The organism is Sphaerisporangium rubeum, assembly GCF_014207705.1.
Classification (GTDB): domain Bacteria; phylum Actinomycetota; class Actinomycetes; order Streptosporangiales; family Streptosporangiaceae; genus Sphaerisporangium; species Sphaerisporangium rubeum.
In genome coordinates, this window is the sequence record NZ_JACHIU010000001.1 from 4,532,101 (window position 1) to 4,544,357 (window position 12,257).

Consider the following 12,257-nt stretch of genomic DNA (forward strand, 5'->3'; position numbering starts at 1 on the left):
GCGTTCTCCTTCACACCGTGCTGGGCGCCCCCAGCTCGTCGCCTTCGACACCTTCGGCACCGCCGTCGCCGTCCACGTCACCGACCCCGCGCGGGGTGGCCAGGCCGAGGGCCGAGTCGAGGGAGAGGCGTCCCGGGCCGAACCACATGACCCAGCCGCCGAGCAGGAACAGTCCCGCGTCGCGCAGCAACTCCCACAAGTAGCCAGGCTCCTGGCCCGCGCCGAGCTGCCCGCCGCCGCCGAAGCACCCGCAGTCGATGCGCAGCCCACGTGCCCACGCCGAGGCGATGCCGACCACGAAGGCCAGCATGAGCAGCGCGGACACCGCACCCGCCGCGCGCGTGAGCAGCCCGATGACAAGCAGCACCCCTACGACGATCTCGACGATCGGCAGGCCGTAACCCACCGCGGTGGCGACCTGTTCCGGCAGCAGCTCGTAGGCCTTGACGGCCTGGACGGACAACGCCGGCGTGCCGATCTTCAACCAGCCCGCGACGATGAGCACCCCGGCCACCACGAGCCTGGCGGCTGTCGTCACCCAGGGTACCGCGTCCCGCACACTCCGTGACATCATCGGCACGCTCTTCCCGCTCGCATCGGCATCTCCTTGTTCACCCATGTCCCGTCCGAGGACCGCCGCCACCGCGCACGGAGCACTCCCCCCGGCCCGGCGCCACCGCACCAGGCGCCGTCGCCGTAGGCTACCGGCTGACCACCACATCATGGCCTCGATAAGCGGCGGGTAAACGACGTCCGCGCGCGGTCAGCGCCGAGCGGCCCCGGGAACGGCCCGGCGCAGCACGGGCAGGTGTCCTGGCGGTGAGTCGCTCATGCCGGGGCCACCGGTTCGCGCCGGGGGCCGGACGTCAGGCTTCCTGACGGGTGCGGACGCCGGTGGCGAGTTCCTCGGCGAGAGCGCGGACGGCGGTGAGGCCTTCGGACTCGGTGGGTGCGTCGAGGAGGCGGCGGATGAAGGCGGAGCCGACGATGACGCCGTCGGCGTAGGCGGCGACCTCGGCGGCCTGGGAGCCGGTGCCGACGCCGAGGCCGACGCAGACAGGGAGGTCGGTGTGGGCCTTGGTGCGCTTCACCAGGCCTTCGGCGGCGGCGCTCACGCTGGTGCGCGCGCCGGTGACACCCATCAGGGAGGCGGCGTAGACGAAGCCGGTGCAGCAGCCGGCGACGGCCTGGATGCGGTCGTCGGTGGAGCTGGGTGCCACCAGGAAGACGGTGCCGAGGCCGGCGGAGGCGGCGGCGTCGCACCAGGGGCCGGACTCCTCGGGGGTGAGGTCGGGGGTGATGACGCCGGCGCCGCCGGCGTCGGCGAGCTCACGCGCGAAGCGGTCGGCGCCGTAGCGGTCGACCGGGTTCCAGTAGGTCATGACGAGCACGGCGGCGCCGGACGCGGCGACTCCCTCGACGGTGCGCATCACGTCGGCGATGCGGGTGCCGTTGGTGAGGGCACGGTGCACGGCGTCCTGGATGGTGGGGCCGTCCATCAGCGGATCGGAGTACGGCAGGCCGATCTCGATGACGTCGCATCCGGCCTCCACCATGGCGGTGGCGGCGGCGACGGCGCCTTCCTTGGTGGGGAAGCCGGCGGGAAGGTACCCGATCAGCGCGGCGCGGCGGTCGGCGCGCGTCTTCTCGAACACCGTCTGAAGATTGGTCATGTCGGATCGTCCTGTGGCCGGCGCGGAATCAGCGGAATCAGAGGTTGAAGTACTTCATCGCGGTGCCCATGTCCTTGTCGCCCCGGCCGGAGAGGTTGACCAGGATGACGGCCCCGGGCCCGAGCTCGCGGCCCAGCCTCGCGGCGCCGGCGAGCGCGTGCGCCGACTCGATGGCGGGGATGATGCCTTCGGTGCGGGCGAGCAGGGCGAACGCCTCCATCGCCTCGTCGTCGGTGACGCCGTGGTAGGTGGCGCGGCCGGAGTCCTTGAGCCACGCGTGCTCGGGGCCGACGCCGGGGTAGTCGAGGCCGGCGGAGATCGAGTGGGACTCGATGGTCTGGCCCTCGTCGTCCTGCAGGACGTAGGTGCGTGAGCCGTGGAGCACGCCGATCGAGCCCTCGGTGAGGGTGCAGGCGTGCTCGCCGGACTCCACGCCGTGGCCGGCGGCCTCGTAGCCGTGCAGCGCGACGTCCTTGTCGCCGATGAACGCGTGGAACAGGCCGATCGCGTTGGAGCCGCCGCCGACGGCCGCGCACACGGCGTCGGGGAGGCGGCCGGTGAGCTCGAGCACCTGGCTGCGCGCCTCGACGCCGATGATGCGCGCGAAGTCGCGGACCATCTCGGGGAACGGGGACGGGCCCGCGACGGTGCCGAAGAGGTAGTGGGTGGAGTCGACGTTGGTCACCCAGTCGCGGAACGCCTCGTTGATGGCGTCCTTGAGGGTGCGGCTGCCGTTGCCGACCGGGACGACCGTGGCGCCGAGGAGCTTCATGCGCGCGACGTTGAGCGCCTGGCGCTCGCAGTCGACCTCGCCCATGTAGATGACGCACTCCAGGCCGAGCAGCGCGCAGGCGGTGGCGGTGGCCACGCCGTGCTGGCCCGCGCCGGTCTCGGCGATGACGCGGGTCTTGCCGAGGCGCTTGGTGAGCAGCGCCTGGCCGAGCACATTGTTGATCTTGTGCGCGCCGGTGTGGGTGAGGTCCTCGCGCTTGAGGATCACCCGCGCGCCGCCGGCGGTCTCGGCGAACCTGTGGACCTCGGTGATGGTGGTCGGCCGGCCGGCGTAGGTGCGCAGCAGGTGCTCGAACTCGCTCAGGAAGGCAGGATCGGCCTTGGCCTCGGCGTAGGTGCGCGCCACCTCGTCCAGGGCCGGGATCAGGGCCTCGGGGACGAAACGGCCGCCGAACACGCCGAAGCGGCCGTGCTCGTCGGGGTCGTTCGCCACGGGGCCGCCGCCGAGGCCGGCCGCGGTGATCAGGGTGCCTTCTGCGATGGTCACTGCTGCCTCTCGGGTCCTGGTCCGCTGTCGAGTCGGGACGCGGGGTGCGCGCCGGCGGTGACCAGGTCGACCACCGCGGCCTTGGGGTCCTTGCCCGTCACCAGGCTCTCCCCGACGAGCACCGCGTCGGCGCCGGCCCTGGCGTAGGCCAGCAGGTCGTGCGGGCCGCGGACGCCGGACTCGGCGATCTTGATGACGCCGTCCGGGATCTTCGGCGCCAGTTGGGAGAATATCTCGCGGTCGACCTGAAGTGTCTTCAGATCGCGCGCGTTCACTCCGATGATCTTGGCGCCGGCGTCGAGCGCGCGGGCCAGCTCTTCCTCGTCGTGCACCTCGACGAGCGGCGCGAGGCCGATCGACTCGGCGCGTTCGATCAGCGACACCAAGGCGTTCTGGTCGAGGGCCGCCACGATGAGCAGCGCGAGGTCGGCGCCGTGGGCCCGCGCCTCCCACAGCTGGTAGGAGCTGACCACGAAGTCCTTGCGCAGTACGGGGATGTCGACGGCGGCGCGCACGGCGGCGAGGTCGGCGAGGCTGCCGCCGAACCTGCGGCCCTCGGTGAGCACGCTGATGACATGAGCGCCGCCGGCCTCGTAGTCGGCGGCGAGCGCGGCGGGATCGGCGATGGCGGCCAGCGCGCCCTTGGACGGGCTGGAGCGCTTGACCTCGGCGATGACCGACACCCTGTCGCCGCCGAGCGCGGCGTAGGCGTCCCTGGCCGGCGGGGCCAGCCGCGCGCGGTCCTTGAGCTCCGCCAGCGACACGGACTTCTCGCGCTCGGCGAGGTCGGCCCGCACCCCTTCCAAGATCTCGTCGAGCACGCTCACTTGATCTCCTCGCTTGGCTCGCTCACCCGATCAGGGTCCCTCCCGGTCGACTTGCGCGGGCCGAGGACGCCGCGCCGCTCGATCGGCTCGATCGACTCGGGGGCCTGATCCTCACCCGGCCTTGCCCTGCCGATGGTATCGGGCTAATCACCGTCGCCTCGCCACAGGGGTGGCCACCCGGGGAAACTTAGGGGGCGAGGAAAGCCGCGAAAGGCAGATTTCGCACAACACCGAAGACCATCATCAGCACCAGGTACCCCCAAATCACCACCGACCATCGCGGCCCCCACCGCTGCGGCCGGCCACGCCAGGCCCGCACGGCCCAGACCGACCACACCACCGCCACCACAGGGATCGTCACCAGCAGCAGCGGATTGAGCCCCGCCGCCGCGACGACGTCCCCATGGGTGAGCGCGTGCAGAGCCCGCAACCCCCCGCAACCCGGACAGTACAGCCCGGTGAGCCACAGAAGAGGACACGGCGGGTAGTGACCCGGAACACCCGGGTCCACCGCACCGACATAGGCCACCCCGGCCGCGGCCGGCGCGGCCACGCCGAGTGGCGCGACCCGGGACCACATCGCGACCCGGGACCCCATCGGCGCACGCACTTCTGAGTGATATCTCATGAAATAGCCGACAAATCAGAAATCAGGCCTGCGACCCGTCGAAATGACCACGCCGGACCGGCACTTTCCCCGCCGGTGTCACCCGATGACATCGATTGTCACCCCTTCCCGCACGTCGGACACTCTGCTCGTCCTGGTTCGACGCTTTTCGCACCTCGCACGACCTCCGCGCCGTACCGGCCCTCTCGCACCTCTGCCCACTCACTGTTCCGGATCGACGATCTCCGCACCTCGCACGACCTCCGTGCCGTACCGGCGCTCCGCGGCCCTGCAGGCCCGCCGTCCCGGAATCGATCCTTCTGGAGCCGGTCAGCTCTTCCCGTGCGGCTTCCGATCCGCCGCCTCGGACTCCGCCGTCGGGTCCTCGCCTCTGTCGAGCGCCTCCCACATTCCCCGGTCCGCGTCGCGGGGGGTGGCGGACCTGCTTGCCTCGGTGGAAGGCGTGGTGCCGGTGGGGCGGTCGTAGCGGGTGGACATGCCGGGCCAGTGACGGCCGCGAAGTACGGCGGTGAGGCCGGCGGCGGCCAGGACGGCTCCGCCGAGTGCGGCGAGAGCGGGCCAGGACCAGGTGGCGGTCACCGCGGCCTGGTCGCCGGCGGCGAGGGTGACCCGCTCGCGCGCGACCGCGACGACCTGGCCGGTGGAGACGCCGCGCAACGCGGTCACGGCGACGGCGGCGCCGCACAGCGCGATGACCACGCCGACAATGGCCCGCCAGACGCCGCGCGTGGCGAGCACGGCGACGACCGCGGCGAAGGCCGCGAGCGCGAGCGGGCCGAGCGCCGGGACCAGGTCGTTCCCCGTGACCTCCACCGGAGCGGCCCGCACCGCCGGCGCGCCGTGGAACTGGACGGTGGCCCAGGTGCGGCCCCCCGCGATCAGTGCCGCCGCGGCCCCGGCGGCGCCGGCCGGCACGAAGACCGCGAGCGCTCTGCGCGCGACCGGCGGGTCGCCTGTCATCGTGCGCGCCTCATGCCTGTCATCGTGCGGCCCTCATCGGGAGACCTCAAGGACGTCGGCGTCGAAACAGGTGCGGTCACCGGTGTGACAGGCGCCACCGGTCTGGTCGACCTTGAGCAAGATGGTGTCGCCGTCGCAGTCCAGTGCGGCGTGCCGGACGAACTGGACGTTGCCGGAGGTCTCGCCTTTGACCCAGTAGTCGCGGCGGCTGCGGGACCAGTAGGTCGCGCGGCCGGTGGTGAGGGTGCGATGCAGGGCCTCGTCGTCCATCCAGGCCATCATCAGCACCTCGCCGGTGTCGTACTGCTGGACGACGGCGGGTACCAGGCCCTGCGCGTCGCGTTTCAGCCGGTCCGCGACCTTCGGATCAAGAGGCATACGGCAATTCTGCCGCAACCACTCCCAGCCCCAGGTCACCCCCCGTGGTGACGTGCGCCGCCACGTCACCACCACGGCACCACCACGGCACCGGCTCATGACCGCCTCTGGCTTCGGAGCCACCTTTCCGTAGTTTCCCTGCGATCGTCGTGACCTTTGGGGTGAGCGGGAGGAAAGTGGTGCGCAACTTCGCGCAACACGGAGGTATCACGAGTAGTGCTCGCACTACCTTCTGGGAAGTGCATTTTCCCCCGACCGCTTTCCCCGACCACGAGCAGGTGACCCATGCCCCCCACCCGCATCAGCGAGGCCAAGGGGATCCTGGCCGCGCGGCTGCGCGAGATCCGCAGTGAGGCCGGGCTGACGGCCAGGAGTCTCGCGTCGGAGGCCGGCTGGCATTTCTCCAAGGTCTCCAAGATCGAGCACGCGGTGCAGACGCCGGCGGAGAACGACATCCGGACCTGGTGCCGGGTCTGCGACGCCGACGAGTACGTCGTGGACCTCATCGCGGCGGTACGCAACATCGACTCGATGTACACCGAGTGGCGGCGGCTGGAGAGCACGGGGCTGCGCCATGTGCAGGAGTCGTTCCAGCGGCTCTACCAGGGAACCCGGCAGTTCCGCGTGTTCCAGCACTCGGCGGTGCCCGGCCTGCTCCAGACGCCGGGGTACGCGCGTGCGCACCTGAGGGCCGTCATCGACTTCCGGGGCATCCCCGACGACCTGGAGTCGGCGGTGGCGGCGCGGATCGGGCAGCAGGAGGTGCTGACCGGGGGAGGAGGCAAGAGATTCATGTTCGTCATCGGCGAGCAGGCTTTGCGCACCCCGGTGTGCGGCACGGCCGAGATGGTGACGCAGCTGGAGCGGCTGGCCGAGATCACGACCAACGTTCCGCAACTCAGCTTCGGTGTGATCCCTTCGGGGACGTCGCCGCCGATCATGCCGCCGGAAAACTTCTGGATCTATGACGACAATCAAGTCAGAGTGGACACCATACCGGGACAGTTCCGGATCAAAGCTCCTACCGACGTGGCGCTGTACGAGAAGGCGTTCACCGCTCTGGCCGGAGTCGCGGTGTACGGGAAGGCGGCGCGCGACCTCATCGAGGCGAGGTCGAGCGCGCTGCGCGAAACATGACGCAACATCGTTGATCACGTGGAACTTGAGCGCCTAGCGTCGCAGAGGACGCGGCGCACGACACATTTATCGGAATATGTCGGACTTGCGATTGACGCGGAGCATCTCATGACGACACCTGACACCGTCCCGGCCGCGGCCTCCCGCCATCTGCATCTACTGGCCGACCATCTGCAGACCTGTGACCTGCATGTGCGGGTGGCGCTCACCCGCAGCGGCCTCCCCCAGCTCATCCTGGTCCGCACGGCACTGCCGAGCTGGTCGGAGGTCGTGTACGCGGCGCAGCGCGCGGGCACCTGGTGGTTCTGGTGGTCCTGGGCCGAACCCATCGCCCCCGTCAACGATCTGACCACGGCCATCACCCGGATCCGCCGCCTGTTCGCCGCGTCAGGCACCCGCAGGCGCTGAAGCACCCCGGCCCGCGGCACCGTCGCCGCCGCACCCGGCCCGCCGCGCGGCGGGCCGGGGAGCGGGCCGCTCAGGCCGACGACCGGCCGGCGGCCCAGGAGGCGTGCAGGTCGGCGTAGACGCCGTCCACGGCGACCAGCTCGGCGTGCGGGCCGCGCTGCACGATGCGGCCGTGGTCGAAGACGAGGATCTCGTCGGCGGCCTCGGCGGTGGACAGGCGGTGCGCGATGGAGACGGCGGTACGGCCGCGCGTGACCCCGTCGAGCGCGCGCGCGAGGCGGACCTCGGTGGCGGGGTCCACGGCGGAGGTGGCCTCGTCGAGCAGGAGCAGGTCGGGGTCGGCGAGGTAGGCGCGGGCCAGGGCCACGAGCTGGCGTTCGCCGGCGGACAGCGACTCGCCGCGCTGTCCCACGGGGGTGGCGAGCCCGGCGGCGAGGCCCGCGACCCAGTCGGCCAGGCCGAGCTCGCCGACGGCGCGCGCGATCTCGTCGTCGGTCGCGGAGGGCCGGCCGTAGCGGATGTTGTCCGCGAGGGTGCCGTCGAACAGGAAACCGTCCTGCGGCACCATGACGATGCGTTCGCGCAGCGAGGAGAACCGCAGGCGCCGCAGGTCCACGCCGTCCACGAGCACGCGGCCCTCGGTGGGGTCCATCAGCCGGGTGAGCAGCTTGGCGAACGTCGTCTTGCCCGACCCGGTCTCCCCCACCACGGCGATCCGGGTGCGTGGCGCGATGTCCACCGAGACGTCGTGCAGCACCGGCGGCCCGCCGGGGTAGGCGAACCCGACGTCCCGGAAGGACACCGTGATCGGGCCGCGCGGCAGTGCCTCCCCTTCGGGGCCGGGGTCGGCGACGTCGGCCGGGGTGTCGAGCACCCCGAGCACGCGGCGCCAGCCCGCGACCGCGTTCTGCGCGTCGTTGAGCACCTCGGTGGCGGTCTGCAGTGGGCTGATGAACAAGGTGATCAGGAACAGGAACGCGACCAGGCGGCCCGCGGTCAGGTCGCCGTCGAGGCCGAGCCGCACCCCGAGAACCACGACGGCGGCGATGGCGACCGCGCCGGCCAGCTCGGTGATGGGGAAGGTGAACGCGATGATCTTCTGTGCGCGGGTCTGCGCGGCCCGGTGCGCGTCCACGGTCTCGTCGATGCGCCGCGCGGTGCGGTCCTCCGAGCCGTACGCGCGGATCACCGCACTGCCGACGACCGACTCGCTGATGGCGGCCAGCATGTCGCCGGCGCGTTCGCGCACCTGCGTGTAGGCGCGGGCCACCCAGCGCTGGAAGCGCGGCAGCGCGATCACCAGCGGGACGAAGCATCCCCACACGACCAGGGTGAGCTGCCAGGAGTACACCGCCATCAGCACGCTCGCGATGAGGAGCTGGCCGACGGAGATGATCACCATCAGCCCGCCCCACTGCATGAACGTGCTGATCTGGTCGACGTCACCGGTGATCCTGGAGACCAGCGCGCCGCGCCGCTCGGTGTTCTGCGTGAGCACCGACAGGTCGTGCACGTGCCGGAACCCCTTGCCGCGCAGGGTCGCGAGGCCCGACTCGGTGGAGCGGTACAGCCGGACGTTCATGAGGTAGCCGCACAAGGCGGTCAGCAGCACCGCGACGCCGCACAGCAGCACCGCGTTCCTGATGAACGGCACGTCGGGGACGCCGCCGGACAGGCCGCGGTCGATGACCTGCTGGACGGCGACCGGAACGATGATCTTCCCGGCGGTGGCGAGCACCGCGAGCAGCAGCGTCACCGGCAGCCCGACGCGGAACTCCGGTGACAGCTCCAGGCCCCGCCGCAGCGTGCCGAGCGCCGAGCGTTCCTCCACCCGCAGCGTGGTCACGCCGACACCTCCTCGCCGGGCAGGTCCTCGAGATCGCGTACGTCCTCGCCGAGCGCCGCGCGCTCGGCCTCCTCGCGCTCATACGCGGTGACGAGGTCGCGGTACCCGGCGCAGCGCAGCAGCAGCCGTTCGTGGGTGCCCTGGTCGGCCACGGCGCCGTGCTCCAGGTACACCACCTCGTCGGCCAGCGCGATGGTGGCCATCCGGTACGCGACCACCACCACGGTCGACCCGCCGGAGCCCTCGCGCAGCCCCCGCAGGATGCGTCCCTCCACCTGCGCGTCCACGCTGGAGGTGGCGTCGTCCAGGATGAGCAGCCGTGGCTCGCGCACCAGGGCCCTGGCGAGGGCCAGCCGTTGCCGCTGACCGCCGGACAGTGTGGCGCCTCGTTCGCCGATGCGGGTGTCCAGGCCCTTCGGCAGCGCGCTGACGAACCCCTCGGCCTGCGCGAGCCGCAGCGCGGCCCAGATCCGCTCGTCCGGCACGTCACCGGTGCCGAGGGTCAGGTTGCCGCGCACGGTGTCGTCGAACAGGAACGTCTGCTGCGGCACGAGCGCGGCGGCGGCGCTGATCTCGCCGCGGGCCAGATCACGCAGGTCCGTGCCGTCCAGCAGGACCGCTCCCTCGTCGGGGTCGACGAGCCGGACCAGGAGCTGGGTGAGGGTCGACTTGCCGGAACCGGTGGGGCCGACGACGGCGACGGTGCGGCCGGGCCGCACGCCGAACGTCACGCCGGACAGCACCGGGACACCGGGGACGTAGCCGTACCGCACGTCGCGGACCTCCACCCGGGCCCCGCCTGAGCCCGTCAGGCGCGCGGCGCCGTGCTCCATGGACCCGGTGGCCGACAGCACGGCCTGGACGCGGGTCCAGCCGACCACGCTGCGCGGCAGCTCGGCGAGGACCCAGCCGAGCGCGCGGATCGGGAAGGCCAGCAGGGTGAACAGGTAGGCCACCTGGATCAGCTCGCCGGCGGTGACGCCGCCGGACGACAGCCGCAGCGCGCCGAAGCCGAGGACCGCGAGCACGCCGAGGGTGGGGAGGGCCTCAAGCAGCGGGTCGAACATGCCGCGGATCCGGCCGACGGCGATGTTGGCGTCGCGCAGCCGCGCGGCCTTGGCCTGGAAGCGCGCGGCCTCGTCGTCCTCACGGCCGAGGGTCTTGACGACCAGCGCGCCGTCGAAGCTCTCGTGCGCGATCTCGCTGACCTCGGCGCGCAACTGCTGCGCCTTCATCACCAGCGGCGACAGCCTGCGCTGGTACACGAAGTTGAGCACCGCGATGGCCGGGAAGATCAAAAAGCCGATGAGCGCGAGCACCGGGTCCACCAGCACGATCGCGACGGCGGCGGTCACCAGCATCACGACCACGCCGACCGCCATCGGCAGTGGCGCGAGCGGCCCCCAGGCGGCCTCGACGTCGGAGCCCGCGTTGGACAGCAGCTGACCGGTGGGGTGGCGGTGGTGCCAGGCGAGCGGCAGGCGCAGGTACTGGCGGGTCACGTCGCGGCGCGACCTGGCCTGCATGCGGTACTGCATGATGCCGGCCAGCACCCGGCGCGCGATCACGCCGGCGGCCTTGAGCACCGCGACGCCGACGATGAGCAGCGCGGCGGCCAGCAACGCGCCGGTGGTGGCGTGACCGTCGCGGAAGGCGGGGAGCACCACCTCCTCGGTCGCCTTGCCGAGGGCCCAGGAGGCTCCGACGGTCATCACGCCGTAGACGGCGCTGCCGAGGACGGCTCCGGCGAAGATCCCGGGCTCGCCGCGCACGGCGTGGCCGATGACGCGGAACCCTTCACGCATGACGCTCGGCTGGTGCTCCTGCTCGGTCGGCACGCGGGGGATCCTTTCGTCGGGACGACCGGTGCGCGGGCCTCTGGGGAAACGGCCCGCCTCAATCCCTATCATTCGCGGCAAGCGGTTTATTCCCGTCTCCGAGCGTGCCGTATCACCGCGCACGCGGCGCGGCACGCGGCGGCGGTTACAGTGATCAGGTGACATACGCAGCAGCCGAGCGCGCCGCACTGTCGGACCTGCTCGGTCACCTCGGCCCGGACGCCACCACCCTGTGCGAAGGGTGGACGACGGCCGACCTCGCCGCTCACCTCGTGCTGCGCGAGCATCGGCCCGACGCCGCCGGCGGCATCCTGATCAAGGGGCTCGCCGGGTACACCGCGTCGGTGCAGGACAAGATCAAGAAGAGCCGGAGCTGGCCCGCGCTGGTGGACACCGTGCGCACCGGCCCGCCCCTGTGGTCGCCGTACCGTCTGCCCGGAGTGGACGGCCTGGTCAACCACCTGGAGCTGTTCGTGCACCACGAGGACGTACGGCGCGCGCAGCCCGGGTGGGAGCCGCGTGAGTTGCCGGCCGCGCAGCAGGAGGAGATCTGGAAGCGGGTGGCAGGCGGCGCGCGCCTGATGCTGCGCCGCTCCCCGGTGCCGATCGTGCTGCGCCACCCCGACGGCCGCACCGCCGGCGCCGCGGCGGGGCCCGGCCCCCGCGTCACGGTGACGGGCCCGCCGGCCGAGCTGCTGCTGTTCGCCTTCGGCCGCCAGGACCACGCGCGCGTCTCCTACGAAGGCGACGAGACGTCGGTCTCCCGCGTGCGGTCGGCTTCCCTCGGCCTCTGAGCGAGGGCTTCGACGGCCGCCGAGCCGGCACCGCGCATCTGGAGGACCGGAATCGGCCCGGATCGGCCCAGAATCGGCCCAGAATCGGCTCAGTGCTTCGCGTCCACGGCCGGGACGATATTCGGACGGCCCGGAACCCCGGCGTGCCGCCAGGCGTTCAGCTTCCCGGAACAGTTAGATAGATCCGTTCATGTCGCCTTGAGGCGGCCACAACCCCCCAAAATGATCGTTTGAGGCGGCCGACCGGCGTTCCCCAAGGTCGGCGACCTGGTCCGCCGGAGTTCCGGAACTCCGGCGGACACGCAAGAAAGGCACATGCCGATGAAGGGCAAAAAGGTACTCGTCTACCTGGCCGTGGCCTTCTTCGTCTTCTACCTCTACTCCCGGCCCGCCGACGCCGCCGACGCCGTGCGCGGGCTCATGGACGGCATCGGCGACGGCGCCTCGCGGCTCGCCCTGTTCTTCTCCGAGCTCCTCGGCTGACCGTCC

Annotated in this window: 13 protein-coding genes; 4 read left to right on the top strand and 9 right to left on the bottom strand. The window is 71.7% G+C overall.

Annotated features, from left to right (window positions below; translation table 11 throughout):
- Positions 1–10: 10 nt before the first annotated feature.
- The 7 genes from BJ992_RS19435 to hisI all read right to left on the bottom strand — a co-directional run bounded on the left by BJ992_RS19435 (position 11) and on the right by hisI (position 5,745).
- Positions 11–574, bottom strand: coding sequence for a DoxX family protein (locus tag BJ992_RS19435; protein WP_221474896.1), 564 nt, complete (start codon positions 572–574; stop codon positions 11–13).
- Between the two features lie 292 nt (positions 575–866).
- Positions 867–1,673: a tryptophan synthase subunit alpha gene (gene trpA, locus BJ992_RS19440; protein WP_184983009.1), complete on the bottom strand. Its 807-nt coding sequence runs from the start codon at positions 1,671–1,673 to the stop codon at positions 867–869.
- Positions 1,674–1,710: 37 nt separating this feature from the next.
- Complete coding sequence (gene trpB, locus BJ992_RS19445) at positions 1,711–2,946, bottom strand: tryptophan synthase subunit beta (RefSeq protein WP_425503733.1); 1,236 nt, start codon at positions 2,944–2,946, stop codon at positions 1,711–1,713.
- Between the two features lie 2 nt (positions 2,947–2,948).
- Positions 2,949–3,779 (bottom strand): indole-3-glycerol phosphate synthase TrpC, encoded by an 831-nt coding sequence (trpC, locus tag BJ992_RS19450; protein ID WP_184983014.1) that lies wholly within the window; start codon positions 3,777–3,779, stop codon positions 2,949–2,951.
- Positions 3,780–3,966: 187 nt separating this feature from the next.
- Complete coding sequence (locus BJ992_RS19455; RefSeq protein ID WP_343072757.1) at positions 3,967–4,389, bottom strand: DUF2752 domain-containing protein; 423 nt, start codon at positions 4,387–4,389, stop codon at positions 3,967–3,969.
- A 327-nt stretch (positions 4,390–4,716) separates the two neighbouring features.
- On the bottom strand, positions 4,717–5,367 hold the full coding sequence (locus BJ992_RS19460) for a TIGR02234 family membrane protein (RefSeq protein ID WP_184983016.1): 651 nt from the start codon (positions 5,365–5,367) through the stop codon (positions 4,717–4,719).
- 33 nt (positions 5,368–5,400) lie between these two features.
- Positions 5,401–5,745: a phosphoribosyl-AMP cyclohydrolase gene (hisI, locus tag BJ992_RS19465; RefSeq protein WP_184983017.1), complete on the bottom strand. Its 345-nt coding sequence runs from the start codon at positions 5,743–5,745 to the stop codon at positions 5,401–5,403.
- Positions 5,746–6,030: 285 nt separating this feature from the next.
- On the opposite strand from hisI, the gene BJ992_RS19470 reads away from it, so the two are divergent.
- The gene (locus BJ992_RS19470; RefSeq protein ID WP_184983019.1) at positions 6,031–6,882 is read left to right on the top strand and encodes a helix-turn-helix domain-containing protein; all 852 of its coding nucleotides are present in this window, start codon (positions 6,031–6,033) and stop codon (positions 6,880–6,882) included.
- A gap of 108 nt (positions 6,883–6,990) precedes the next feature.
- A complete protein-coding gene (locus BJ992_RS19475; RefSeq protein ID WP_184983021.1) occupies positions 6,991–7,290 on the top strand; it encodes a hypothetical protein in 300 nt (99 codons plus the stop codon).
- Positions 7,291–7,360: 70 nt separating this feature from the next.
- On the opposite strand, the gene BJ992_RS19480 is transcribed toward BJ992_RS19475, so the two are convergent.
- Positions 7,361–9,136, bottom strand: coding sequence for an ABC transporter transmembrane domain-containing protein (locus tag BJ992_RS19480; protein ID WP_184983023.1), 1,776 nt, complete (start codon positions 9,134–9,136; stop codon positions 7,361–7,363).
- Positions 9,133–10,941 carry an ABC transporter ATP-binding protein gene (locus BJ992_RS19485; protein WP_246497395.1) on the bottom strand — a complete coding sequence of 603 codons (1,809 nt, stop codon included), beginning with the start codon at positions 10,939–10,941 and terminating at the stop codon, positions 9,133–9,135. The genes BJ992_RS19480 and BJ992_RS19485 overlap by 4 nt, the downstream gene beginning before the upstream one ends.
- A gap of 191 nt (positions 10,942–11,132) precedes the next feature.
- Between BJ992_RS19485 and BJ992_RS19490 the strand changes: the two genes are divergently transcribed.
- Both BJ992_RS19490 and BJ992_RS19495 read left to right on the top strand, forming a co-directional pair.
- Complete coding sequence (locus tag BJ992_RS19490; protein ID WP_184983027.1) at positions 11,133–11,768, top strand: TIGR03085 family metal-binding protein; 636 nt, start codon at positions 11,133–11,135, stop codon at positions 11,766–11,768.
- A gap of 321 nt (positions 11,769–12,089) precedes the next feature.
- Complete coding sequence (locus BJ992_RS19495; RefSeq protein ID WP_184983029.1) at positions 12,090–12,251, top strand: hypothetical protein; 162 nt, start codon at positions 12,090–12,092, stop codon at positions 12,249–12,251.
- The last annotated feature ends 6 nt before the right edge of the window (positions 12,252–12,257 follow it).

Excerpts from the sequence above, each read along its gene's own strand:
- BJ992_RS19435 (WP_221474896.1), bottom strand. The coding sequence starts at position 574 with ATGATGTCACGGAGTGTGCGGGACGCGGTACCCTGGGTGACGACAGCC.
- trpA (WP_184983009.1), bottom strand. The coding sequence starts at position 1,673 with ATGACCAATCTTCAGACGGTGTTCGAGAAGACGCGCGCCGACCGCCGC.
- BJ992_RS19460 (WP_184983016.1), bottom strand. The coding sequence starts at position 5,367 with ATGACAGGCGACCCGCCGGTCGCGCGCAGAGCGCTCGCGGTCTTCGTG.
- hisI (WP_184983017.1), bottom strand. The coding sequence starts at position 5,745 with ATGCCTCTTGATCCGAAGGTCGCGGACCGGCTGAAACGCGACGCGCAG.
- BJ992_RS19470 (WP_184983019.1), top strand. The coding sequence starts at position 6,031 with ATGCCCCCCACCCGCATCAGCGAGGCCAAGGGGATCCTGGCCGCGCGG.
- BJ992_RS19475 (WP_184983021.1), top strand. The coding sequence starts at position 6,991 with ATGACGACACCTGACACCGTCCCGGCCGCGGCCTCCCGCCATCTGCAT.
- BJ992_RS19485 (WP_246497395.1), bottom strand. The coding sequence starts at position 10,941 with ATGCGTGAAGGGTTCCGCGTCATCGGCCACGCCGTGCGCGGCGAGCCC.
- BJ992_RS19495 (WP_184983029.1), top strand. The coding sequence starts at position 12,090 with ATGAAGGGCAAAAAGGTACTCGTCTACCTGGCCGTGGCCTTCTTCGTC.